24 protein-coding genes are annotated in these 23,621 nt (G+C 40.7%); 3 read left to right on the forward strand and 21 right to left on the reverse strand.

What is annotated here, in order from left to right:
- Positions 1–255 precede the first annotated feature (255 nt).
- On the forward strand, positions 256–963 hold the full coding sequence (locus H5232_RS09575; RefSeq protein ID WP_149980436.1) for a response regulator transcription factor: 708 nt from the start codon (positions 256–258) through the stop codon (positions 961–963).
- A gap of 13 nt (positions 964–976) precedes the next feature.
- Here the strand turns inward: H5232_RS09575 and H5232_RS09580 are convergent, their stop codons facing one another.
- From H5232_RS09580 to dinF, 3 genes are all read right to left on the reverse strand, one after another.
- Positions 977–2,491 carry a YifB family Mg chelatase-like AAA ATPase gene (locus tag H5232_RS09580; RefSeq protein ID WP_182718556.1) on the reverse strand — a complete coding sequence of 505 codons (1,515 nt, stop codon included), beginning with the start codon at positions 2,489–2,491 and terminating at the stop codon, positions 977–979.
- Between the two features lie 33 nt (positions 2,492–2,524).
- Positions 2,525–3,139 carry a trimeric intracellular cation channel family protein gene (locus tag H5232_RS09585; RefSeq protein WP_145237840.1) on the reverse strand — a complete coding sequence of 205 codons (615 nt, stop codon included), beginning with the start codon at positions 3,137–3,139 and terminating at the stop codon, positions 2,525–2,527.
- A 116-nt stretch (positions 3,140–3,255) separates the two neighbouring features.
- The gene (gene dinF / locus H5232_RS09590; RefSeq protein WP_182830822.1) at positions 3,256–4,590 is read right to left on the reverse strand and encodes an MATE family efflux transporter DinF; all 1,335 of its coding nucleotides are present in this window, start codon (positions 4,588–4,590) and stop codon (positions 3,256–3,258) included.
- Between dinF and H5232_RS09595 the strand changes: the two genes are divergently transcribed.
- Positions 4,567–5,598 (forward strand): polysaccharide deacetylase family protein, encoded by a 1,032-nt coding sequence (locus tag H5232_RS09595; RefSeq protein WP_182739921.1) that lies wholly within the window; start codon positions 4,567–4,569, stop codon positions 5,596–5,598. The two genes, dinF and H5232_RS09595, sit on opposite strands and share 24 nt — an antisense overlap.
- Before the next feature lie 64 nt (positions 5,599–5,662).
- Here the strand turns inward: H5232_RS09595 and H5232_RS09600 are convergent, their stop codons facing one another.
- The 13 genes from H5232_RS09600 to H5232_RS09660 form a co-directional block, all read right to left on the reverse strand.
- Positions 5,663–6,694, reverse strand: a complete 1,032-nt coding sequence (locus tag H5232_RS09600) for a chemotaxis response regulator protein-glutamate methylesterase (protein ID WP_149980432.1) — start codon at positions 6,692–6,694, stop codon at positions 5,663–5,665.
- Positions 6,695–6,704: 10 nt separating this feature from the next.
- Positions 6,705–7,322: a chemoreceptor glutamine deamidase CheD gene (cheD, locus tag H5232_RS09605; protein ID WP_182718552.1), complete on the reverse strand. Its 618-nt coding sequence runs from the start codon at positions 7,320–7,322 to the stop codon at positions 6,705–6,707.
- Positions 7,315–8,136 carry a protein-glutamate O-methyltransferase CheR gene (locus tag H5232_RS09610; RefSeq protein ID WP_182718551.1) on the reverse strand — a complete coding sequence of 274 codons (822 nt, stop codon included), beginning with the start codon at positions 8,134–8,136 and terminating at the stop codon, positions 7,315–7,317. The genes cheD and H5232_RS09610 overlap by 8 nt, the downstream gene beginning before the upstream one ends.
- A gap of 121 nt (positions 8,137–8,257) precedes the next feature.
- The gene (locus H5232_RS09615; protein ID WP_182718550.1) at positions 8,258–10,945 is read right to left on the reverse strand and encodes a methyl-accepting chemotaxis protein; all 2,688 of its coding nucleotides are present in this window, start codon (positions 10,943–10,945) and stop codon (positions 8,258–8,260) included.
- A gap of 47 nt (positions 10,946–10,992) precedes the next feature.
- On the reverse strand, positions 10,993–11,478 hold the full coding sequence (locus tag H5232_RS09620) for a chemotaxis protein CheW (RefSeq protein ID WP_182830823.1): 486 nt from the start codon (positions 11,476–11,478) through the stop codon (positions 10,993–10,995).
- Complete coding sequence (locus H5232_RS09625) at positions 11,475–13,562, reverse strand: chemotaxis protein CheA (RefSeq protein ID WP_182718549.1); 2,088 nt, start codon at positions 13,560–13,562, stop codon at positions 11,475–11,477. The genes H5232_RS09620 and H5232_RS09625 overlap by 4 nt, the downstream gene beginning before the upstream one ends.
- A 15-nt stretch (positions 13,563–13,577) precedes the next feature.
- Positions 13,578–13,940, reverse strand: a complete 363-nt coding sequence (locus H5232_RS09630) for a response regulator (protein ID WP_145237813.1) — start codon at positions 13,938–13,940, stop codon at positions 13,578–13,580.
- A gap of 9 nt (positions 13,941–13,949) precedes the next feature.
- On the reverse strand, positions 13,950–14,222 hold the full coding sequence (locus H5232_RS09635) for a lipid asymmetry maintenance protein MlaB (protein WP_149980677.1): 273 nt from the start codon (positions 14,220–14,222) through the stop codon (positions 13,950–13,952).
- Between the two features lie 168 nt (positions 14,223–14,390).
- Positions 14,391–15,014 carry an SCO family protein gene (locus H5232_RS09640; protein WP_182830824.1) on the reverse strand — a complete coding sequence of 208 codons (624 nt, stop codon included), beginning with the start codon at positions 15,012–15,014 and terminating at the stop codon, positions 14,391–14,393.
- Positions 15,011–15,919, reverse strand: a complete 909-nt coding sequence (cyoE, locus tag H5232_RS09645; protein WP_182830825.1) for a heme o synthase — start codon at positions 15,917–15,919, stop codon at positions 15,011–15,013. The genes H5232_RS09640 and cyoE overlap by 4 nt, the downstream gene beginning before the upstream one ends.
- An 8-nt stretch (positions 15,920–15,927) precedes the next feature.
- Positions 15,928–16,917: a heme A synthase gene (locus H5232_RS09650; RefSeq protein ID WP_145237805.1), complete on the reverse strand. Its 990-nt coding sequence runs from the start codon at positions 16,915–16,917 to the stop codon at positions 15,928–15,930.
- A 17-nt stretch (positions 16,918–16,934) separates the two neighbouring features.
- The gene (locus H5232_RS09655; protein ID WP_182718545.1) at positions 16,935–17,429 is read right to left on the reverse strand and encodes a transmembrane cytochrome oxidase associated protein; all 495 of its coding nucleotides are present in this window, start codon (positions 17,427–17,429) and stop codon (positions 16,935–16,937) included.
- Positions 17,426–18,166: an SURF1 family protein gene (locus H5232_RS09660; protein ID WP_145237798.1), complete on the reverse strand. Its 741-nt coding sequence runs from the start codon at positions 18,164–18,166 to the stop codon at positions 17,426–17,428. The genes H5232_RS09655 and H5232_RS09660 overlap by 4 nt, the downstream gene beginning before the upstream one ends.
- A gap of 12 nt (positions 18,167–18,178) precedes the next feature.
- On the opposite strand from H5232_RS09660, the gene H5232_RS24620 reads away from it, so the two are divergent.
- Positions 18,179–18,493, forward strand: coding sequence for a DUF2909 domain-containing protein (locus H5232_RS24620; RefSeq protein WP_149980424.1), 315 nt, complete (start codon positions 18,179–18,181; stop codon positions 18,491–18,493).
- Here the strand turns inward: H5232_RS24620 and H5232_RS09670 are convergent.
- The 5 genes from H5232_RS09670 to lexA form a co-directional block, all read right to left on the reverse strand.
- Positions 18,393–19,268: a cytochrome c oxidase subunit 3 gene (locus H5232_RS09670; protein ID WP_182830826.1), complete on the reverse strand. Its 876-nt coding sequence runs from the start codon at positions 19,266–19,268 to the stop codon at positions 18,393–18,395. The two genes, H5232_RS24620 and H5232_RS09670, sit on opposite strands and share 101 nt — an antisense overlap.
- Positions 19,269–19,303: 35 nt before the next feature.
- Positions 19,304–19,831 carry a cytochrome c oxidase assembly protein gene (locus H5232_RS09675; protein WP_182830827.1) on the reverse strand — a complete coding sequence of 176 codons (528 nt, stop codon included), beginning with the start codon at positions 19,829–19,831 and terminating at the stop codon, positions 19,304–19,306.
- Positions 19,831–21,429, reverse strand: coding sequence for a cytochrome c oxidase subunit I (gene ctaD / locus H5232_RS09680; RefSeq protein ID WP_145237784.1), 1,599 nt, complete (start codon positions 21,427–21,429; stop codon positions 19,831–19,833). Before ctaD ends, H5232_RS09675 begins: the two co-directional genes overlap by 1 nt.
- Positions 21,429–22,571, reverse strand: coding sequence for a cytochrome c oxidase subunit II (gene coxB / locus H5232_RS09685; protein WP_145237781.1), 1,143 nt, complete (start codon positions 22,569–22,571; stop codon positions 21,429–21,431). Before coxB ends, ctaD begins: the two co-directional genes overlap by 1 nt.
- Positions 22,572–22,992: 421 nt before the next feature.
- A complete protein-coding gene (lexA, locus tag H5232_RS09690; protein ID WP_145237778.1) occupies positions 22,993–23,610 on the reverse strand; it encodes a transcriptional repressor LexA in 618 nt (205 codons plus the stop codon).
- Between the last annotated feature and the right edge of the window lie 11 nt (positions 23,611–23,621).

Genomic DNA, 23,621 nt, shown 5'->3' on the forward strand with positions numbered 1-23,621 from the left:
TGCGACGGCGAGATTATTTGGAAGGACTAGCCTATTTCGTACAGGTAGTAGTGCAAATCGATTGGAAAAATATGGATGTGAGTGATGTAATTGAAACTTAATAATTATTTTTGGGGATCCCTTAGCCTAGTATGTTTACCTGTTGATAATAATTAAATAATCACCTAAATAGTGCATAAATACTAAAAATCGCCCTTCTCACCTTTTACGAATGAGTGATAACATAGAGGCATCATTAAAGGTAATTAAGATACTATGACTATTCATGTTTTATTGGTTGAAGATGACGAACTATTAGTTAAACGCATAATCAATCATTTTGCAGAGACTGAATTTTGCATTGAGAATGATGCAACTGGCGCTGATGCCTTAGCTATAGTGCAATCTCGCGCTAATAATTATGATGCCATATCATTAGCAATTATTGACATAGTATTACCTAAACGTGATGGCTTACATTTAGCAAAAGAACTCAACACCCTCACAGACATTGGTGTGATCATGCTTTCAAGCCGAGATTCTCAAGCCGATCGTATTGCCGGACTTGCTCAAGGCGCTGATGACTATATTTGTAAACCTGTTGATTTATTAGAGCTTGAACTGCGTATAAGAGCACTTTATAAGCGCTTAAAAAGCAATAATAACAGTAGCGATGAAAGCGAAGAATTTATTGAATATGCTGACTTCAAACTGCATCCAGACAACCGCACTTTAATCACTGCTAATGGCATTGAATCTAGGCTCACTGAAGCGGAACATAAAGTGTTAATTTGTTTGATCTCAAACGCAGGAAAAGCCACGTCTCGTGAAAAAATATCAGAAGAAATTGGCCAGCCAGATTGGAGTCCAAATGACAGAACTGTTGATGTTTTAATTGGTCGCTTACGTAAAAAACTGAGCGATGAAAAAGACCAAAAACGCATCGTTACGGTACGCGGTAAAGGCTACATGCTGTCAATTTAATGCAATCTAACCACTAATACTGGGTTAATTGTGATAACAAACGTTCAAATGCACGATAATTGAGTGCCTCTTTTAGTTCATCTAAACTAATATTATCTTGCCCTTTTAGATCACTAATAGTTCGCGCTACTTTGATCACTCGATGATAAGAGCGTGGCGATAATGATAGCTTTTCACTGGCTTTAGCTAAAAACTGTAACTCTGGCGCTGCAAGCGCGCAATACACACTCATTTCTTTATTATTAAGTCGCGCATTGACTTTACCTTGGCGACGCAATTGCAGATTATATGCCGCCTCCACCCGCGTGCGCACAGTCGCACTACTTTGTTCTTCTTGAGTGCTTTGCAATTGCGCACTGTTTAAACGTGGTAGCTCTATTTGTAAATCAATACGGTCAATAAATGGTCCTGACACTCGCGATAAATAACGCATAACTTGATCCGGAGTCGCGCGCTTATCATTATGGCAACCCGTAGGACTTGGATTAAGAGCCGCAATTAATTGAAACTGTGCAGGAAACTCCATTTGCCTTGCCGCTCTTGAAATCGTTACAGTGCCTGTCTCCATTGGCTCGCGTAATGAGTCAAGCACCTTACGTTCAAACTCAGGTAGTTCGTCAAGAAATAATACGCCATTATGTGCCAGTGAAATCTCCCCTGGTTTTGGGTTTGAAGAGCCTCCGACTAGCGCCACAGCGGAGCATGTGTGATGAGGATTACGAAATGGTCGCTTGCGCCAGTTAGTTAGATCGACACTTTGGCCAATAATTGAATACAACGCTGCGGTGGAAAGTGCCTCATCATCAGACATGCCCGGCATAATAGTCGGCATACGTTGCGCGAGCATTGACTTCCCCGTACCAGGTGGCCCCAAAAAAAGTAAATTATGGCCACCCGCCGCAGCGATTTCTAACACCCTTTTCGCGCCCGGCTGGCCTTTTACATCACTTAAATCAATTAAGAATTCAACACCGCTATGTTGCTGTTCTGGGTAGCTAATATTAAGAGGTAAAGGCTGCTGATTGAGTAAATCACTCCATACTTCTTGGATAGAAGAGACCGCTTTGCGCTCAACGCCATTTACTAAACTCGCTAAACTGTCATTTACTAAAGGTAAAAAACAACAACGCCCTTGTGCTTTAGCTGCTAAAACTGATGGGAGTATTGCATTCACGCCACGCACTTCGCCATTCAGTGCCAGCTCACCATAAAATTCATAGCGTTCAATATCAGTGCAAACAATTTGCTCTGAAGCGATGAGAATACCAACCGCAATCGCTAAATCAAAACGCCCCCCCTCTTTGGGTAAATCAGCAGGTGCTAAATTGACTGTAATGCGTTGGTCTGGAAAACCAAATTTAGAGTTTTCTAATGCGCTGCGTACACGATCTTTGGCTTCTTTTACTGAGGCTTCGGGCAAACCTACAATATGAAATGCTGGTAAACCATTACCTAGATGCACCTCAACGATCACTTCAGGTGCTTGAATACCCACTTGGGCACGAGAATAAATTCGAGCTAATGACATCCTTTGTCCCTGTAACGTTCTGTTCTTTACAGTCTAGTCAGGATATTTAAAAATATGTAGTGTTAGTTGCCATTTCATTGCTGCAAGGCGTAACAGCAAGGTGGTTAACATCGCTAACACCATCGCTATCTCTGTCTCAATGTTCAATACAATTGCTTGGGTATAAACAATACCACCAGCAATACAAGTAATTGCATATAGCTCACCTTTTAATAGCATAGGAATATTGCCTGCCAACACATCTCGCGTTACTCCGCCAAAGCAACCGGTGATCACTCCCATAATAATTGCGGTTGTAGCTGGCATCCCCGCGAGCAATGCTTTTTGCGCCCCCATTACAGCAAAGAACGCTAAACCAAACGCATCTGCAACTTGTAAATGATATAAAGGAATTGATTTTTGCTTATTGATCAATCGCGTGGTAACAAAGACAGACGCAAATATCGCGATAAAATAACTTTGGTCGTGTAACCAAAATACCGGAACATCTAAAATCAAATCTCGAATTGTGCCACCACCTATCGCGGTGACCGTCGCCAGTACCACGACTCCAAAGCCATCCATTTTTTTATCATAGGCAATTAAAGTGCCTGACATGGCAAATACGGCGATGCCAATTAAATCAAACCAATGATAAAGTTCAGTCATATATCCAAGCCATCCCAAGATGCGAATCGAAGTTAAAATAAACAGTGCTTAACGACGCCGTTTTAGCACAATAAATCCAAAGTTATAAGTGAACTTTAGATTTATTGCTATTTCTATTAATTCAGTAACTGCTGCGCTGTTTGCAACTGCTTATAACGTACGACCAATGTAATGCCACGCAGTAGCATAAAGCAGGTCATTGCTAACCAAAGCGCATGATTTTGCCAAGCATTAAACACCCAAAACACGCCAAAGAATCCAACTAATGCTGAAATTAGCATGGTATTTCGCATATCTTGAGCTCTGGTTAGGCCAACAAAAATACCATCAAACAAAAAGCAACTCATTGCCGCTAATGGCATAAAAATCAACCATGGTAAGTATTCATTGGCGGCTTTGATCACTTCAGGAATATCTGTTAATAAGGTAATAATTTGCGAACCAAACAATGCAAAAAACACGCTATAACAAAAAGCAAATAGCATTCCCCAAAATACGCTTATTTTTACCCATAAGTTTATACGCCGTACGCTATGTTGACCTTTTGCTTGGCCAACTTTTGCTTCACTTGCATAGGCAATACCATCAAGAGCAAAGCTCACTAGCATTAAAAAGTTCAGTAATACAGCATTTACCGCAAGCGTTACCTCGCCAATGCGTGCACCATAGAAGGTCATAAAGCTAAAACACAGTTGTAAAATTAAGGAGCGAATAAAAATATCACGGTTAATACTTAATAACGCCCACATTTTATCTCGGCTAAACCACCCACCTAAAAATAGCGGCACAGTCATTTTTTTCGCTAACCTAAAAACCAAGAATAATGCAAATAATAGCGCGGTATAATCGGCAATCAACGATGCCCAAGCAGCTCCGGCGACTTGCCAATCTAAGTACACAACAAAATAAATATCTAAAACAATGTTGGTGATATTAGTAACTAGTAATAAATAAAAAGGCCCTTTACCGTAATGAATCCCTAACATCCAAGCTAATAATACCAAGTTACATAATGCCGCAGGTGCACTATAAATACGAATTTCAAAATAACTATAAGCTTGTGCGAGCACCTGCGCACTGGAACCAGAAAGGTAAGCTATGGCATTTTTAATAAGTGGCGATAAAGCAATTAAAGAAAATGCCACGATAAGCGCTAATACTAAACTGCGCTTTAATAATCCGGCTAATTGAGGATAATCTTTCTTGCCATAAGCTTGCGCAACCAGCCCTGTGGTACTCATGCGTAAAAAGCCCGCCAACCAAAATAGCAATGAAATTACCGTGGCGCCCAAGGCAATTCCGGCAAGAAAATGAGCACTACCAAGATGCCCTATTACTGCAGTATCAACTATTCCTAACAGTGGCACGGTTATATTTGATAATATCATTGGACCAGCTAACAACAGCAAGCTTTTATGGTGTGCTTTATGACGATTAAGAAATTTTTTCACAGTCTGCTATCGATCCTCTTTTGTCTATCTTTACCTGCTCACAGCGCAGTTATTTTACAGTATCACCATGTCAGTGAGACCCTGCCAGCAGTCACCAGTGTCAGTGCAGAAACCTTCACTGAGCATTTAAACTATCTAAAACAGCATGACTTTAACGTAGTGCCACTGAATGAATTACTATCTGCTTTACAACAAGGCCAAAGTTTACCAGATAAAACCGTCGCTATTACCTTTGATGATGGTTACAACAATAATTATGAACAAGCAGCGCCGATATTAGAAAAGTTTGCTTACCCCTATACGATTTTCGTTAATCCAAAATTGATTGATGAAGGTAAAGGCTATGTAATGGGCTGGAATAAACTCAGAGAACTTGCCAAAAAAGGTGCTCTGATCAGCAATCACAGCGCACAACATGATTACCTACATCGTAAATTAGCCGATGAAACACCCCAACAATGGCAGGCGCGTATTAAGCAAGATATTTTGTCATCACAACAACGGATCAAAGAAGAAATTGGCCATGACTATAAATACTTAGCATATCCATATGGCGAGTTTAATAACCAATTACAAAGTTTAGTGAAAGAGTTGGGCTTTATTGGTATTGGCCAACACTCTGGTGCCATCAACAAAGACTCTGATTTTAGCCGTTTACCACGCTTTCCGGCTTCTGGGTTTTATAGCAAGCTTGATACGCTAGTGACCAAACTAAACTCTCGCGCATTTTCAATCCAAGAGCTTACTTATATTGATAGCGTGACCAGCCAAAATCCACCTCAGATCAGCATTAAATTTAATATGGGAGACTTTCATAAAAGTCAGCTAGCTTGTTATGTATCGGGCATCGGTCAGGCAAAACTAGACTGGTCAGCAGCTGATACTGTGACCATAAATTCACCGAAAAATTTAGCTCAAGGGCGATCACGATTTAACTGCACAGCGCCATCAATTGCTCATAAGAATAGCTATTATTGGTTTTCACAACCGTGGGTAATTGTGCAGTAAAAATATAATCCCTTGATAATTATCAACCTGAGCCCGGGATAATCAGCTCAAGTTTATAAGGTGACTACTTTTTCATTGCTTGGTTTAGTAGATGCTGCGTCACTTTATCAAGCGAGACCACCGCTAAAGCTGCTCCGATCTCTACAGCGGCTTTAGGCATGCCCCATACCACTGACGATAGTTCATCTTGCGCTACGGTATAAGCACCATGCTGTTTTAGCGCCAGTAAACCTTGCGCACCATCGCTCCCCATACCCGTTAATAAAGCTGCTATGGTATTTTTAGGGCACACTTTAACCAGCGAGTTAAACAATACATCAACCGCAGGACGATGACGGTTAACCGGCTCGCTCTCATCAAGCTGACAATATAAGCTGCCTCCTTGCTGTATAACGCTTAAGTGTTGACCACCCGGGGCGATAAACGCCCAGCCAGCTTTTAACTTATCGCCTTGCTGCGCCTCTTTGACATTGATAGTGCATGTTCTATCCATGCGCAAAGCAAATGAACTGCTAAACACAGGTGGAATATGCTGCGTGATAACGATCGGAGGGCAGTTTTCTGGCATTCTTATTAGCACCTCTTTAATCGCCTCTGTTCCTCCTGTTGAAGCTCCAATCGCCAAAACCTTATTGATACTAAACTGTGCATTACTTAACGTTTCGATAGGTTGTACTTGGCTTAATTTAAAAGGCCGTACTCGTGCCGCCGCTGCCGTACGGACCTTTTGTTGCACTAATTTAGCATACTGGCTTAATTGCTCAGATACATTGACTGTCGGCTTAGCTATAAAATCAACTGCCCCTAATTCCAGCGCCTCCAAAGTTATCGGTGAACCTTTTTGGGTGAGCGTTGATATCATTACCACAGGCATAGGCCGTAGACGCATTAGGTTTTTCAAAAAACTAATACCATCCATTTTCGGCATTTCAATATCTAAAGTCAGCACATCGGGATTAAGCTGTTTAATCATTTCTCGTGCTTGATAAGGGTCTTCTGCACACCCTACGACCTGAATATCATCAGCCTGGTGTAGTACCTCCGTCAATACTCGTCGAATCAATGGCGAGTCATCAATCACTAACACCTTGACCATTTTTTACCCCTTAAAATAACTCAATATCGGTTTTAGAATCTTGTTCTTCAATATCGTGTAAATAACGGACTTCGCGTTTTTCAATCACATCAGTGTGCATGTCGCGCAATTTTTTAACCTGTGCTTTGCCTGTTTGAGGGTTAAAATTGACCTTACGCGGCCAAGGCCCCCCCACATCATGAGACACTAATTCTAGCCCTTCTTCTTGCACATAAGAGTAAGCAAAGCGAATATTACCAAGGCCAATATCTGTCATCGAGCGAATAATTTTACCGCCGCCAAACAGTTTTATTTTTAGATTTTGCCTAGAGGCGCCATTTTTAAGTACTTCATTAATTAAAAACTCCATCGCCCAGTTACCATAACGACAATTTAAGTTATGCGCACTAGTTGGCTCTGCGCCTTTTTCAATCGGTAACATAAAGTGATTCATGCCACCCACACCAAGCTTGTCATCATAAATGCAAGCTGCAATACATGAACCTAGCACAGTGGAAATCATCTCATCGTTTTTTGACACGTAAAATTCACCGGGCAATACTTTAGCAATAACTTGCCGCTGACCTGAGTCCCAAAACCGCTTAATATGCTCAAAGCCATGTAATACTGGCTTAAAATGACTATCCATAAATCACCTTCTGATACATAGTTTTACCTAAGTTTTTAAACTCACTATGCTCCTTTCCCATGGTTTCAGAATGACCTAATAATAGGTATCCATGATCAGCTAAAATATGACAATAACGGTGGAATAGCTGATCTTTTGTTTCTTTATCAAAATAAATCACCACATTACGACAAAAGATCACATCAAAAGGCCCTTTCATTGGCCAGTCTTGTAATAAATTCAACCGCTTAAAATGAATTTTTTGCTGTAATTCAGGTTTAACTTTGAATAACTCACCATCTTTAGTTTTTAAAAACCAGCGCTGTAATTGATGTTGTTCAAGTCCATTCACATTAGCCGCAGTGTAGGTACCTGATTGTGCTTTAGCTAATACGTTTGAATCCAAATCAGTGGCTAAAATTTTCACATCCCAATCGGCTGGAAATAACCCATGTAAGGTCATAGCTAAAGAATAGGGCTCTTCCCCAGTTGAACAACCTGCAGACCATATCCGAACTCGCCGAGTACTTTTATTTGTCACTAATAACTTTGGTATTACATGGGATTGCAAATAATCAAAATGATGTGATTCACGAAAAAAAGAAGTCAGATTAGTTGTTATTGCATTGATAAAATCACTAAATTCTTGCTCTTTATGTGCCTCTAAATAAGCTAAATACTGTTTAAAATTTGTCAGCTGCAATGTTCTGAGCCGACGAGCAAGACGTGAATAGACCATTTCTCGTTTATGATCACCTAATACAATGCCACACGCGTCATAAACTATTGCAGCTATTTGCTTGAAATCATGGTCGGTTAGTAAAAACTCTTTCATTACAATTACTCGCAATAGGCGTGACTGAGCTGCGATTGAATATTAACAAAATTGCTAAAAGTTAAGACTCTGGATTTTTCAAAGTACAGAGGCTTAACTAGTAATGCGATTGCAAAAAACGTTAAAATTCCTCCCATTCATCAGCTGAATTAGCAAAGTTATTACCTCGCGCTTTACTACGGATATTATTACTACGTGGTGGCGCGGTAGTAGGAGTTACTGATGCAGTATTAATTACAGCGTCTTGCTGACTTATAGTAAAAAAGTTCAGTAACCGGGTCATATCATTCGCTTGCTCTGACATTGACTCGCTGGCCGCGGATGCTTGCTCAACTAAGGCCGCATTTTGCTGGGTCATTTCATCCATTTGCGAAATAGCTTTGTTGACTTGCTCAATACCTGAACTTTGCTCTTCGGATGCTGCTGCAATATCAGATATCATTTCAGTTACTTTTTGTACTGCAATAACAATTTCTTTTAAAGTGGCTCCTGATTCATTAACTAATAAAGTGCCATCTTCAACTTTACCAACGCTATCTCTGATCAACTCTTTAATTTCTTTTGCAGCCCCCGCGGAACGCTGCGCTAGATTACGCACTTCGCCGGCAACGACAGCAAAGCCACGCCCTTGTTCACCAGCTCTAGCAGCTTCAACAGCGGCATTAAGAGCTAATAAATTAGTTTGAAAGGCAATCTCGTCAATCACGCTAATAATATCGGCAATTTTTTTACTCGACTCATTAATTGCCGACATGCTGATCACCGCGCGATTAACAACTTCGCCCCCTTGCTGCGCTTTGTCGCGCGTTTCTTCTGCTAATTCATTAACCACTTTTGCATTATCAGCATTTTGACGTACTGTACTGGTCATTTCCTCCATGCTAGATGCTGTTTCTTCAAGCGATGAGGCCTGCTCTTCTGTACGCTGGCTTAGATCAGCGTTGCCTTGAGATATTTCCTCTGCCCCACTTGCCACTAAGGTTGCCGAGGTATTAATACGATTAATGACTTCCGTTAATTTATCAGCCGTGGTATTGGCATCACGCTTGAGTTTTTCAAACGACCCCTGATACTCTTGCTCTATCCGTTTTGATAAATCACCATTGGCCATCGCATCAAGCATATTAGCAGTACCGGTGACAGCATCATCAACAATACCAATTAAACCATTTAGACCTTTAGCTAAACGTAAAAAGAAACCGCCCTTACCTTGCTCTGTAACACGAGCGTCTAGATTACCTTTGCGTGCAGAGCTGACTAAGTCAGCAATTTCTTTTTCTATTGCGACTTCGGCTGTTCGATCTTCCCACTCCACCACAGTGCCGATTCGTTCATTTTCTGAGTTAAAAATAGGGTTAGCAACTAAACCAAAAGTGCGCCCGCCAACCAGTATCTCTGCACTGTAAGTATCGGTTAGCTTGCTTAACAGATTGCGTTGATGCGCTGGATTTTTATGAAATACATCAATGTTTTGCCCTAATAACTGGCTACTATCAAAATTAGGTAAATCGCGACGTAAATCTTGCTCAGCGTTGCGCATCATATTTTGCACTGCTTCATTCATATAAATAATATCGTTTTTAGTATTTGCAATCATGGTATTTGTTGCAACTCGATCCAGGGCTTGACGCACCCTAAGATTTTCTTCAGCAGCACGTTTTTCAGCAGTCGCTTTTTTAATACTTTCGGTTAAATCTTGCCACTCAATTATAGTTCCTAATCGTTTACCTTCTTTATTAAACCAAGGGGTCGCAATAATATTAAAAATTAACGATGCAATTTCTAGTTTTGATTCAATAGAGTCGGTCAAGTTTGTATACAACTGAGCCTGCTGTGCTGTATTTTCAAAAAATGCCGTAATACTTGAGCCCACTATACTATTGACGGAAAAATCACCTAGTACACTCTGCAGCTCACCTTGTCTGGCTTGGAGCATTTGTTTTAGTTGATTATTAGCAAACACTATCTGTAAATCATTGTCTGCCATCATCACACTCGCCTGGCAGATCGTTAATGCGCTCGATAGATCAGCATCCCTTTTTGATTCTTTTTCTAATTCTTTTTGAGCTGTGATGTCTGTCGCATATTTAACCACCTTATAAGGTTTGCCACTGAGATCAAATATTGGATTATAAGATGCTTGGATCCATACTTCACTGCCATCTTTAGCAATACGTAAATACTCACCGGAGTCAAATTCACCACGGCCTAATTTTTGCCAAAACAGTTGGTATTGCTCACTTTTAGCAACCTCAGGCTCAATAAATATACGATGATGCCGTCCGACTATTTCCTCTAACTGATAACCAAATGTCTGCAAAAAGTTGTCATTCGCGGTCAACACGCTGCCATCTAAATCAAACTCAATCACCGCTTGAGATTTACTAATAGCAGCAATTTGCTCCGCAGCTTCAACAGCGACCATCTTTTGCGCCGAAATATCACTGGCAAATTTCACAACTTTTATAACATTTCCATGCTCATCCTTAACGGGGTTATAAGTTGCTTGGATCCACACTTCTTTGCCACTTTTACTGATCCGCTTAAACTCATCAGCAATAAACTCTCCGCCTTTCAAGCTTTGCCAAAAGCTTTTATATTCACTGCTCTGAGCTTCTTTTTTAGATACAAATATTGAATGATGCTGGCCCTGAATTTCTTCTAAGGGGTAACCCATTACATCTAAAAAGTTATTATTCGCCGTAATAATTATGCCGCTAGGCTCAAACTCAATCACCGCAAGTGACTTATTTAATGCCGTAACGATTAAATCATTATTTGATTTTTTAGAATTACTAAACCACCCCATGCCCATCACCTTCTTGTTGATCACCATTTGCTATATTTAGTATTTGGCTAAATATCCATTGTTTTTTGCAGGTCCAATAACGCGACCATCTTCTCACCGACATTCACTAACCCTGCGATAAATTCAGCATTCTCTGAGCCGCTAAAGTTAGGCACCGCCTTCGCATCTTGCTCTACAATACTGTAAACATCAGATACGGCATCGACTACCATTCCCATAATCTTGCTATTTTGCTCAAAAATTACTTTCACTACGATCACCACTGTTAACGGTCCATAGTCAATCGTCGCTAAGCCAAACCGTAATCTAAGATCTAAAATAGGTACTATGGTGCCACGTAGATTAATCACCCCTTTTACATAATCTGGGGCATTCGGGATCTCGGTGATCTCCTCCCAACTACGAATTTCTTGAACAGTTAAAATATCAACACCGTATTCTTCATCAGCCATAATAAAGGTTAAAAACTGCTTAACTCCTTGGCCCTGTTCAAGCATTATTTTGTTATTTAATTCGCTGTGCGCAGAGATCATGAAGCCTCCAAGTTAGCTTGCGATTCAATAATCAATTCTTGGCTACCGGGTTTTCTTAATCCTGATAATTTAATTAAGCCGCTGATATCGACAATCAACGAAACCCGACCATCCCCTAATATAGTGGCACCTGACACGCCATCTACTTTTTGGTAATTAGCTTCTAAACTTTTAATCACTACTTGTTGCTGTGACAATAAATCATCAACTAACAAACCAATTTTTTGATTATCGCTTTCAACTACCACTAACAAGGTTTTATCAAGCGCTTCTATCGCACCTTGATGATTGAAAATACTGTATAAACGCAAGATAGGAATGTATTCATCACGCAGTCTAAGTACGTCTAAGTCTTTACCCACTCGACTGACTTTATTGATATCAATTTGTAATGATTCAACAATAGATATTAATGGAATAATATAGGTGTGCTTTGCAACCCTCACTAACTGACCATCTAAAATAGCCAGAGTAAGTGGCAAGCGAATAGTAAAGGTAGACCCAACACCTGCAGCAGATGACACTTCAACCGAGCCATTAAGTGATTGGATATTACGCCTGACCACATCCATACCAACACCACGTCCGGATATGTCACTTACCTCATCTGCGGTTGAAAAACCGGGCATAAAAATGAGCTCATTAATTTCATCATCATCTAACTCATCAGCTTCGCTTACGAGCCCATTAGCAACCGCTTTTTGTTTAATCTTTACAGTATTAAGGCCTTGTCCGTCATCCATGATCTCTATAACAATATTGCCACCTTGGTGAAATGCATTAAGTGTGACTGTACCGACTGGGTCTTTACCTGCAGCAAGGCGCTGTTCAACCGTTTCTAGCCCATGATCCAGCGAATTTCGTACTAAGTGCACCATAGGATCTGATATTTTTTCCATTACGGTTTTATCAAGCTCGGTCTGTTCACCTAACAGTTTTAGCTCAACTTGCTTATTCAGTTTTTGCGAAATATCTCGCACCAAACGCGGAAAACGACTAAATACAAAGCTGATTGGCAGCATTCGGATACGCATTACATTTTCTTGTAAATCACGAGTATTATGAGCCAATTGCGCTAAACCTTCCTGCAAAGAGGCGATCGTCGCTTCGGTGATCTCTTGTTGACCAATTTGGCTCAACATCGCTTGAGTGATAACCAGCTCTCCAACCATATTGATCAATGAGTCAACTTTATCTATGCCTACTCTGATTGAAGTAGATTCTGCAGCTGGAGTGCTTGCTTTGACCGCAGTACCTTTTTTTATTGGCTTAACCGCAGCAACATTGACAACTGCTGGGGCTGAAGTTGAATTAGAGTTTTCCTCAATTACATCAGGTGTTGTAATTTGCGCATCATCATCAGCAAATAAGCCGCCACACAACGCGATGGTAATATCAGCATCATCTTCAACCCACTCAAATATTTCTCGAATCGCACTCTCATCTTTTGCTGTGTTTAAAAAGAATCGCCAAGATAAAAAACAATCGTCGGGACTTAAATCAGCAATGTCAGGGATCTCATTATTGAAAGCTTGAGTCTCTAAATCGCCCAATTCAGCCAACTCACTGATCATATAAAGTGGCTCATTGCCTGTTTTAAATAAATGATGATGTGGTTTAAAATCAATCTGATAGGTGTTTAGCGCAAGTTGAGCGGGGCTAGCAGTGACTTCCAGTTTATTTTGTTCGGCTTGGTTTACTCCTAAAATCTGTTCAAACTTAATTCTCAGTGCAATTGCTTCTTCTAAATTAGGTTCTTGCTCTGCTTGTAAGCCACGAAGTAACTCCCGCAAGCAATCAACAGATTTAAGTAATAGGTTAACATGCTCTGCGGTAAGCTCTCGTTTCCCCTCACGAATTTGATCTAATAGGGTTTCTAGCACATGAGTAAAGTCAGACACAGAGTTAAAACCAAATGTACCACTGCCGCCTTTGATAGAGTGCGCAGCACGAAAAATGGTATTGATTGTTTCTAAATCTTCTTCGCCAGGTACTAAGTTTAATAACTCAGCTTCCATCGCATCTAAGCCTTCAAAACTTTCCTCAAAGAAGACTTCAAAAAATTGACTTAAATCTATACTCATACCCCGTCCCCTAGATTAGCGAATTACTTTTTTTAAAACCGCTAATAACTGTTCAGGATTAAAAGGTTTAACTATCCAGCCTGTTGCACCAGCAGCTTTCCCTTCTACTTTTTTGTCCATTCCTGATTCTGTTGTTAGCATTAGCAATGGCGTAAATTTATAGTTTGGTAAGGTGCGTAACTCCCTGATCAAAGTAATACCATCCATCACTGGCATGTTGACATCGGAAATCACAGCATCAAAACCTTGTTGTTTTGCGATGCTAAGTGCTTCACTTCCGTCCTTTGCCTCAGTGACATCAAAACCCGCCTTTTTCAGTGTAAAACTCACCATTTGACGCATTGATGCCGAATCATCCACGGCTAAAATTCTTTTCATATGAACCCCTTAATCTACATTTTCAAGTATCAGATATTCACTTAGGCCTAAGCGACTAATGGCATTTTTTAAAGGCTCACTTTGCCCAACCCAAATAATTTTGTGATGTACGCACAGCAAGTGCTTTTGCAGAGCACACAATAGTTGAATAGAGGCAGTATCTACGCGCACAACTTCACTAATGTCTAAACAAACATCATCATTGCGGTGTAATTCTTGTAATAAATCTTGGTGTAAGTTTTCAACTTGGGTGATTGCTAGTTCAGCGGGAAGCTTCATCATATTGTTCGCACTTTCCATGTTTAACCAATTCATAACAAAAGCTTAGACTGAGTTAGTAAAAATGCCATAAATGCGTTGAAAAAAGAGTGAAATTATTTACAGGGGATAAAAGAAAAACAAAAAAGGAGCTAAACGCTCCTCGAAAATAATTAAAATATACTTATTCTATTAATAATGATCCGCAATCTGTTTAAACTCAGTTATTAATAATTTAGCATTAATTAATGGCACACTGCCTTGTTTAAATTCAGGTTTAAATATGGCTCTTACCGCTCCTTGAGGGTCAACCATCGCAATTGAAGCACTATGGTCAACGGCATATTCTTGCTCATCACTATTACTAATTGCGTAAATCAAACCTAACTCTCTAACTAGTGGAAATAGATCTTTATGTTCCCCTGAGACCGCTAAAAAATCAGGATTAAAATAATCAATGTAGGCTTTGCGTTTAGCGACTGTATCGCGTTTTGGATCGACCGCTAAAAACCAAATTTCCAATGGGTATTCATCTTTCAACGCTTTATAAACGCCATTGAGTTTAGCTAATGTCAGAGGGCAAATATTTGGCCAACTGGTATAACCTAAAAACACTAAATTCCATTGACCTTGCAATGTTTGCTTAGTTACTGGCTGAGCATTTTGATCTTGTAAAGTAAAATCACTCAAAGGTTTGGCTTGTTCATATACCAAAGCTTCAACGTCAGGCATAGCGCTGTCACTACAAGCTGTTAACAGCAATAAACTTAACACCAACCACACTCTTGCCCCACGCTTAACTGCTAAGCTATTCATATAACGAACCATTTATCTATAAATAAGGCGACAAAGAGTATCATTAAATGAATAATTGAAAAACGGAATAAATCCATTGCCGTATCGTCATTCTCCGCTATTTTTAGTTTTACCGCTTTATAGATGAAAATCCCATTAAGTAGTGTCGCAGCAATTAAATAAATGAGCCCCGACATACCAATTAAATAAGGCAATACACATACCAAGGCCAATAAAATAGAGTATGCAACTACACAGGTTTTACAAAAATCAATACCATGAGTGACTGGCAACATGGGGATCTTAGCGCGTTCGTAATCACTTTTGCGAGCAATTGCCAGCGCCCAAAAGTGCGGCGGAGTCCAAGTAAATATGATCATCACTAATAACCAAGGAGCAGCTGCCATATGCCCGGTTTCTGATACCCACCCTAACAACGGCGGCATGGCACCGGCCAGCCCTCCTATAACAATATTTTGTGGCGTTGCACGCTTTAAAAAGGAGGTATAAATAAACGCATAACCAACTAACGCAAATAAGGTTAATACAGCGGTTAAAGTATTAGCCCAGATCATCAACATAATGAAACCACTCACCCCAATAACAGCGGCAAAACTTAAAGCATGCAGTTTAGATAACCGCCCCTTCGCCACTGGCCGATGGCGTGTACGTGCCATTTTGCTATCTATTTCGCTATCAACCACATGATTGATCACCGCAGCTGCTGCGGATAACAAGCCAATCCCCAGTAAACTAATAAACTGTACGCCAATACCACGACCAACATCGGGTGCCAGCGCTAAACCAACCCATGCTGTTAATACCAACATCGCGACTACTTTAAATTTACTGATCGCTAAATAATCATTTATTAAGCCGCTAATTTGGCTAGGTGCTAACTTTGTTATTGCTATTAACGGTGTCATAACTGCCCCTATGTACGTGCTTTTAAGTAAAAACATAAACGAACGACTGTTAACAATAGTATGGCAGCCATTAAATTATGTGCCAGCGCAACGCCGAGCGGGAAATGCCAGTGCACAACCGCCAAGCCCAAACAAATTTGACACAGCAACGCGACCAATACGGAGACTGTACAATGCTTTATTTTTCTCGACACAGCACGGCTATAAATGCGCCACATGATCAGCGCTAATACTACACAGGTAACTAACGCCCACATTCGATGTAATAAATGGATCGACATTCTAGCCTGCTGTGAAAGTACACCATATTCATAAGTACTTTGCTCTAATGGCAACTGAAATACACTACTCAATGAAAACGGCTGTCCGTAACTACACAATGGCAAGCCATTGCAGTGCGGCGCCGCATAATTAGCAGCAAGCCAACCGCCTAGCGCTATTTGCAATACCAACACCACTAATGCGACTAGACTAAGTTTAAAGTAACGCCGAGCTGGGGCGTCGCCGCCAAAAATTGGTTTTGCCGTTAGCCGTAAATACAATAATGTAACCAATGATAAAATACTAAATCCACCTAATAAGTGCCCCAATACAATCAGCGGCTGTAAATTCATGGTGACGGTCCACATCCCTAAAGCCGCTTGAAACACCACCAGTATTAGTAATAGTAAGGGTAATTTAATTGGCGTGGTTGGATATTGACGTTTTAATAAAGCCAATATAAATAACGCTAAAATAAGTAAACCTAACGTGCCGGCAAAATAGCGATGGATCATTTCTTTCCACGCTTTAGCGGTTTCGAACATCATATCTGGGTAGGTTTGCTCTACATGGGCTAAATCAGCCTCATGCTTGGGTACCGTCAAAAAGCCATAGCAACCGGGCCAATCCGGACAACCCAATCCGGCATCACTCAAGCGCGTATAAGCCCCTAAGCCAACAACTAAGATCGATAACATAAAAGTGGCTAATACCAAATGTTTATAGTTTTTATACATAATTGGCACTCCTTAAATTAGCTAGAACGCGAATAGTTAAGTAATTTTTTTAAATCTTTTAACAGTCCTTTTTGAGTCAAACGGTTTTGCTGTGGCTCACTATGGTAAGGATACTGCAAGACCACTAAGCCCATATGATCAATTAGATATAAACTAGCTGGTTGCAGTACATCAACCTCAGGTAACTGACGCCATGGCAGCTCTTTTTGCTGTGTCTGGCCAAGGATGGCGACATCGACTTTACCTTGATTTTTACCAAGAGCGATGTAGAGGTTCTCTAGTGCTTGTAACTGCTGTGCACAAGCTTGTTGGCATTGTGCTGGGTGATTTAAAGCAATAGTCCATTGTTTATGCTCCGTTTTTTTCCAATCTTGTAGTTTTATTTCCTGTTTTAAAAATTCCCCTTTATTACTCGATGCACTAGGTATCCACTCAAGCTTTAACGCCAAATACGCCAGTATTAAAGGCACTAAACAACAGCCAATAAATATTAATAACGGATTGTTTTTCATTGTAATTCCTTCTTTTTAAAAGCAAATACAGCAATAACAAGGCAGGCAATCGCAATCAATAACCATTGCACTGCGTAGGCTTGATGTTTTTCGGGGCTCATCACCACAGCTTGGTAATGCGGCGCAGCAATCTCATCCGCGATACCTTGCCGATAACCAATAAAGTCAATCATGTCGCGACCTGTTTGCTGTGAAAACAATGCTAAATCGATAATTTGTACGCGCTTGGGCCATGCTGTATCCGTCTTGTGTTGTGCATCTTGCAAAGTAAAGCCACTGAGCTTTCCTTGCTTTAATTGCACGGTCATTGCCAAAGGAGTCGATGGTAGGTTTATACTAGGGAGTTGCTGGCGAGTAAGTGGTGCTTTAACCCAACCCAAATTCACCAACAGAGTTTGCTTACTTTGCTGTAAACGCAGCAAGGTAAGTACATCGTAGCCAACCTGACCTTGGTAAACTTGATTATCTAACAACCAATATTGCTGCGTATCTAGCACTCCAGAGATACTTATCTGCAAGCCCGTTTTATTCCAATCACTAGGCAGTTGCTGCATTTGCTGCCAGCTCATTACTCCCTGACTTTGCAGGGCTGCTATTTGTGTTAATTGCTCAGTTTTACTTTCAGCTCGCTGTAATTGCCAATACCCTAGGCGTAAACATACCAATACCACAATGGTTACCACGCAAATGGTAATAATTGAGCTAAGCTTTTGTTTACGCCATAAAATTAACTGCATAAAGGTGACCCAGTGATTATTAAAATTATTATCGTACTGTTGCTACTATTTATACTTTTTAACTTGTTCCGTGCCTTATTTATTATGGTATCGGGTAAAACAGATGGACGGCCTATGTCTCACTATTTAGGCCGTCGTGTGCTGTTTTCTGTTATCGTCTTAGTAATTGTTATTGCAGCCCTTAAACTAGGTTTCATCCACAGTAACTCATCACCAATTGATAAAGTTACAGCACATATACAAACACAAATAAACACAACCACACCACATCAACAAAATGCCAATACCAAGCTGCGGCTTGAAACGCAAAATGTTTATCTGGGCTAAAGTGGCCCTTTAAAATACGGATCAGCATGACTAATAATAAAATAGTTCCTAAGGTCACATGCATGCCATGAAAGCCGGTTAGTAAAAAGAAAGTATTGCCATATACGCCAGCATCTAAGGTCAGTCCTAAATCCTGATAAGCATGCATATACTCTACGACTTGCAGCCCTAAAAAACAGACCCCTAATAAGATTGTCAGTGCCATAAATACTTTTAATGGCCCACGCTTATTGTTCTCCATGCCTACATGAGCAAAATGTAAGGTAACCGACGAGGTTAGTAATATTAATGTGTTGATCAGCGGCAATCCCTGCCAACCCATAGCCTGTGTCGTACCACCACCGGGTGTAATAACTAATGGCCAGATTGCTTCAAAAGTAGGCCACAGTACCTCATTGGTCATGGCATTATTTCCGGCGCCGCCAAGCCAAGGCACAGAGATCATCCGGGCATAAAAAAGGGCACCGAAAAAAGCCATAAAAAACATTACTTCAGAGAAAATAAACCAGCTCATACCTTGACGAAACGAGCGATCCATTTGCGCTGAATATAAGCCTTGATCAGACTCTTCAATGACATTTTTAAACCAGCGAAATAGCATAAACAGCAACACACCAATTCCTGCGTAAAGCACATAATGGCCAGCACCACCGCCGCTGCTTGCTTGCATTACGGTAAGACCTGCACCAACAGCAATAAAAAACATCGCAAATGCGCCAACTATTGGCCACGGACTTTGCGCGGGAACATAATATTTTTCGTAATTTTTATCCATTTTGTTTGCTCCTAATTAGCTATTAGCTTGGCAACCTAATTACTAGCCACTATCTGCCCGCTAATATCAAACACGGTATAAGACAAAGTTAACTCTTCAACATCTTCAGGTAATTGCGTATCAACATAAAAAAGCAGTTTAAATTCCACTTCTTCACCTGCTTTTAAAGGTTGTTGATCGAAACAAAAGCAAGCCATTTTATGCAAATACTTAGCTGCTTTGCCTGGAGACACCGACGGTACCGCTTGCATAACTTTATCTTCATTACTGGTATTTTTTGCTCTAAACAGCACTTCGCGCATAGCTCCGGGCTTTACTAGCACACTATACTCATGTGATTGCACCTCAAATGGCGCTCCACTTTGCGCATGAGTTGTGAAGCTTACGTCGATTTCTCGTGCCTCATTAACACTCGTACTTTGCTTTGCTTGCTCTAACGAAGGCTTACCATTAAGGCCTGTTACATCACAAAAAACGTCGTACAACGGCACCAAAGCAAACGCAAAAGCGAACATGCCAAGACATATTAAAACTAAGCGCTTAAGCAGTGGTGCATGACTCATTACTTAATCTCCGGTGGCGTTTCAAAAGTATGATAAGGCGCAGGAGATGCCACCTCCCATTCCAAACCCTCAGCACCATCCCACACTTTGGCGGGCACTTTATCGCCGCCTCGTGCACACTTAAATACTACAACCACAAATAACAATTGTGATAAACCAAAAGCAAAGCCACCAATACTAATAATCGCGTTAAAGTCTGCAAATTGCAGTGCGTAGTCAGGAATCCGGCGCGGCATACCGGCCAAACCAACAAAGTGCATAGGGAAAAACAATACATTCACGCTCACTAACGACAACCAAAAATGCCATTTAGCCAAGGTGATATTGAACATATTTCCCGTCCATTTTGGCAGCCAATAATACGCCCCGGCCATAATTGAAAATATCGCCCCAGTCACTAACACATAATGAAAATGCGCCACCACAAAATAAGTATCATGGTATTGAAAATCAGCAGGAGTAATCGCCAGCATCAACCCAGAGAAACCACCTAAAGTGAATAACACAATAAACGCAATACTAAATAACATAGGCACTTCAAAACTAATCGAACCACGCCACATGGTGGCTACCCAGTTAAATACTTTGACCCCAGTTGGCACCGATATCAGCATAGTGGCATACATAAAAAATAATTCGCCAGCGACAGGCATACCTGTGGTAAACATATGATGCGCCCAAACTATAAAGCTCAGTAAAGCAATCGAAGATGTGGCATATACCATAGAGGCATAACCAAATAATTTTTTACGTGAAAAGGTCGGCACTATAGTCGAGATAATGCCAAAGGCTGGCAGTATCATAATGTACACTTCAGGGTGACCAAAAAACCAAAATATGTGCTGGAACATCACCGGATCACCGCCCCCAGCAGCATCAAAAAAGCTGGTTGCAAAATACTTATCAGTCAATACCATAGTCACAGCACCGGCCAATACCGGCATCACAGCAATCAATAAAAAAGCGGTGATAAGCCATGTCCACACAAACAGCGGCAGCTTCATCCAAGTCATACCTGGCGCACGTAAATTAACGATAGTTACAATCACATTGATTGCGCCCATAATTGAACTAATACCCATGATGTGAATAGCAAAAACAAATAATGCGGTATTATCGTTACTGTAAGTTGTTGACAGTGGTGCATAAAAAGTCCAGCCAAATGCCGGGCCACCACCTGGCATAAATAGGGATGCCAGTAAAATAATAAAAGCAAAAGGTAAAATCCAAAAGCTCCAATTATTCATCCGTGGTAATGCCATATCTGGTGCGCCAATCATGAGTGGTACCATCCAGTTAGCCAATCCTGTAAAGGCCGGCATAACGGCACCAAAGACCATGATCAAGCCATGTACTGTGGTCATTTGATTAAAAAAGTGAGGCTCTACTAACTGTAAGCCAGGTTGAAATAACTCTGCGCGGATCACCATCGCCATGGCGCCACCAATTAAAAACATCGTCAACGAAAAAATTAAATATAAACTTCCGATATCTTTATGGTTAGTAGTATAAAGCCAGCGTTTAAAACCTTTCGCAGGATGATGATGTCCATCATGGTGTGCAGCTTGATCATGTTGTTGCTCTGTTACGCTACTCATTATTTAGCCTCCGAAGTTGCATCAATCGCGGCTTGTATCTGACTCGGTTGAATTACATCCCCAGTGTCATTGCCCCATGCATTACGCTTATAGGTGATCACAGCTGCTAGCTGCTTGATTGATAACTGCTTGTCAAATGCTTGCATAGCGGTACCTGGGCGACCATGAAGCACGACATCAATATGATCTTTAATATCTCCTAATACTACCGGACTGCCTTTGAGCGCAGGGAAAACCCCCGGTAAGCCCATACCTGTTGGTTGGTGACACGCAGCGCAACTGGCCATATAGACTTGCTCGCCGAGTGTCATTAATTCTTCTTTTGGTAATGTTTGATCTAATAAGGCAGCATCAGCAATTGCAGCGTTTGCTTTTGCCTGCTTAGCTTCGCTCAGCCAGTTTGCAAATGCTTGCTCAGATTTAGCTTCAACCACCACAGGCATAAAGCCATGATCCTTTCCGCATAGTTCTGCACATTGCCCTCGATAAATGCCCTCTTCATTAATTCTGGTCCAAGTTTCATTGATAAACCCAGGGTTAGCATCTTTTTTCACTGCAAAATCAGGCACCCACCAAGAATGAATAACGTCGTCTGAGGTCATTAAAAATCGTACTTTTTGATTAATTGGCAACACCAAAGGTTTATCAACTTCAAGCAGGTAATTAGGGTTTTTATTTGCAAGATTAGTTATTTCATCTTGAGGTGTAGCAAGCATTGAATAAAACTCAACATCTTCACCCATGTACTCATAATGCCATTTCCATTGAGAACCAGTAATTTTAATGGTGAGATCAGCTTTACTAGCATCTTCCATTGCAATCAAAGTTTTTGTCGCAGGAATTGCCATACCAATTAAAATCACAAACGGGATTGCCGTCCAAAGGATTTCAACTTTAGTACTTTCATGAAATTGGGCTGGTTTTGCCCCTTTAGATTTACGGTGGTGGATCAGTGCCCAAAACATCACGGCGAACACGATGACCCCAATCACACAACATATAATAAATATTGTCATGTGCAGCTGATAAACATCATTACTTATATCTGTTACGCCCTTACGCATATTAAACTGGCTATTAGCCAATACTTGCTGCGGTAGAACAAACAATATAAGCCACAAGGTAGAGCTCAATTTACCCATGTGACGGCTCCTTTAAATGCTATTGCAAAACGCAAAGCGAAAAGGCGGCACAGCTTTATTCGCGCCAATTCGTTATTTTTTATTGTTACTGAATATTAACGCAACCCTAAATTATGCTATTGAGCAAAATTGTTAGACTTTTAAAGTAGCTGTTAACACAGTGTATTAACCAATTAGTTAAAAAATGAACAATTAGCAAGTTTTAAGAGCAATTAAATTCTTTTTTGGTGCATAAATAACAGCTAAAAATCAGCGCGTTATTTTGTAATTAGGGATAATATTAGAGGGCTAAAAGTAGCTGGTAAGTAGATTTGATAGGGCTTAGGACGCTATAGCTAAGTATAAAATCTAGCCATTATAGCGGTAAAAAATTAAATGCACCAAACTTCACCAATTTGGTGCAAAATATAGATCAAAAAATTTACATCCAATCAGCGTTGCGGATCACCCCAACAGCCAACCCTTCAATATTGAAAGATTCATGTTCAAGATCCACTTCAATCGGTGAAAATTCATCATTTTCAGCATGTAAAAAAACTTTTTTACCTGCTTTTTCAAGGCGTTTTACTGTTACATCGTCATCAACACGGGCAACCACCACCTGGCCATTTTCAGCAACTTGAGTGCTGTGTACAGCCAATAAATCGCCATCCATAATACCAATGTCTTTCATACTCATGCCTTGCACACGCAGTAAAAAATCAGCAGCCGGTTTAAACAAGAGTGGATCTATTTTGCAATGACTTTCAACATGCTGCTCTGCCAAAATAGGCTCACCAGCGGCAACTCTGCCTATTAGAGGTAAACCAAGTTGTTCCGGCTCATCCTCTTCAACTAACTGAATACCTCGACTGGCACCGGGCTTCATTTTAATAACGCCCTTTTTCGCTAATGCCTTTAAATGTTCTTCCGCTGCATTAGCACTTTTAAAACCTAACGTTTGCGCAATCTCAGCACGGGTTGGCGGCATACCGGTATCTTTAATAAAAACTTTAATAAGTTCGAGAATTTGAGCTTGGCGATTCGTTAATGGGCGCATACAACTGGTTT

This window comes from Pseudoalteromonas sp. SG41-5, assembly GCF_014164495.1.
Taxonomy (GTDB): Bacteria; Pseudomonadota; Gammaproteobacteria; order Enterobacterales; family Alteromonadaceae; genus Pseudoalteromonas; species Pseudoalteromonas rhizosphaerae.

Bases quoted from the DNA above. Each gene is read 5' to 3' on its own strand.
- cyoE (WP_182830825.1), bottom strand. From the start codon at position 15,919: ATGACACCGTTAATAGCAATAACAAAGTTAGCACCTAGCCAAATTAGC.
- H5232_RS09650 (WP_145237805.1), bottom strand. From the start codon at position 16,917: ATGTATAAAAACTATAAACATTTGGTATTAGCCACTTTTATGTTATCG.
- H5232_RS09595 (WP_182739921.1), top strand. From the start codon at position 4,567: ATGACGATTAAGAAATTTTTTCACAGTCTGCTATCGATCCTCTTTTGT.
- coxB (WP_145237781.1), bottom strand. From the start codon at position 22,571: ATGGGTAAATTGAGCTCTACCTTGTGGCTTATATTGTTTGTTCTACCG.
- H5232_RS09670 (WP_182830826.1), bottom strand. From the start codon at position 19,268: ATGGATAAAAATTACGAAAAATATTATGTTCCCGCGCAAAGTCCGTGG.
- H5232_RS09630 (WP_145237813.1), bottom strand. From the start codon at position 13,940: ATGAAAAGAATTTTAGCCGTGGATGATTCGGCATCAATGCGTCAAATG.
- H5232_RS09615 (WP_182718550.1), bottom strand. From the start codon at position 10,945: ATGGGGTGGTTTAGTAATTCTAAAAAATCAAATAATGATTTAATCGTT.
- H5232_RS09600 (WP_149980432.1), bottom strand. From the start codon at position 6,694: ATGGTCAAGGTGTTAGTGATTGATGACTCGCCATTGATTCGACGAGTA.
- H5232_RS09575 (WP_149980436.1), top strand. From the start codon at position 256: ATGACTATTCATGTTTTATTGGTTGAAGATGACGAACTATTAGTTAAA.
- H5232_RS09580 (WP_182718556.1), bottom strand. From the start codon at position 2,491: ATGTCATTAGCTCGAATTTATTCTCGTGCCCAAGTGGGTATTCAAGCA.
- cheD (WP_182718552.1), bottom strand. From the start codon at position 7,322: ATGGATAGTCATTTTAAGCCAGTATTACATGGCTTTGAGCATATTAAG.
- H5232_RS09625 (WP_182718549.1), bottom strand. From the start codon at position 13,562: ATGAGTATAGATTTAAGTCAATTTTTTGAAGTCTTCTTTGAGGAAAGT.
- H5232_RS09620 (WP_182830823.1), bottom strand. From the start codon at position 11,478: ATGATCTCTGCGCACAGCGAATTAAATAACAAAATAATGCTTGAACAG.
- H5232_RS09660 (WP_145237798.1), bottom strand. From the start codon at position 18,166: ATGCAGTTAATTTTATGGCGTAAACAAAAGCTTAGCTCAATTATTACC.
- H5232_RS09655 (WP_182718545.1), bottom strand. From the start codon at position 17,429: ATGAAAAACAATCCGTTATTAATATTTATTGGCTGTTGTTTAGTGCCT.
- H5232_RS09610 (WP_182718551.1), bottom strand. From the start codon at position 8,136: ATGAAAGAGTTTTTACTAACCGACCATGATTTCAAGCAAATAGCTGCA.
- H5232_RS09585 (WP_145237840.1), bottom strand. From the start codon at position 3,139: ATGACTGAACTTTATCATTGGTTTGATTTAATTGGCATCGCCGTATTT.
- H5232_RS09635 (WP_149980677.1), bottom strand. From the start codon at position 14,222: ATGATGAAGCTTCCCGCTGAACTAGCAATCACCCAAGTTGAAAACTTA.
- lexA (WP_145237778.1), bottom strand. From the start codon at position 23,610: ATGCGCCCATTAACGAATCGCCAAGCTCAAATTCTCGAACTTATTAAA.
- ctaD (WP_145237784.1), bottom strand. From the start codon at position 21,429: ATGAGTAGCGTAACAGAGCAACAACATGATCAAGCTGCACACCATGAT.
- H5232_RS09675 (WP_182830827.1), bottom strand. From the start codon at position 19,831: ATGAGTCATGCACCACTGCTTAAGCGCTTAGTTTTAATATGTCTTGGC.
- H5232_RS09640 (WP_182830824.1), bottom strand. From the start codon at position 15,014: ATGAATAGCTTAGCAGTTAAGCGTGGGGCAAGAGTGTGGTTGGTGTTA.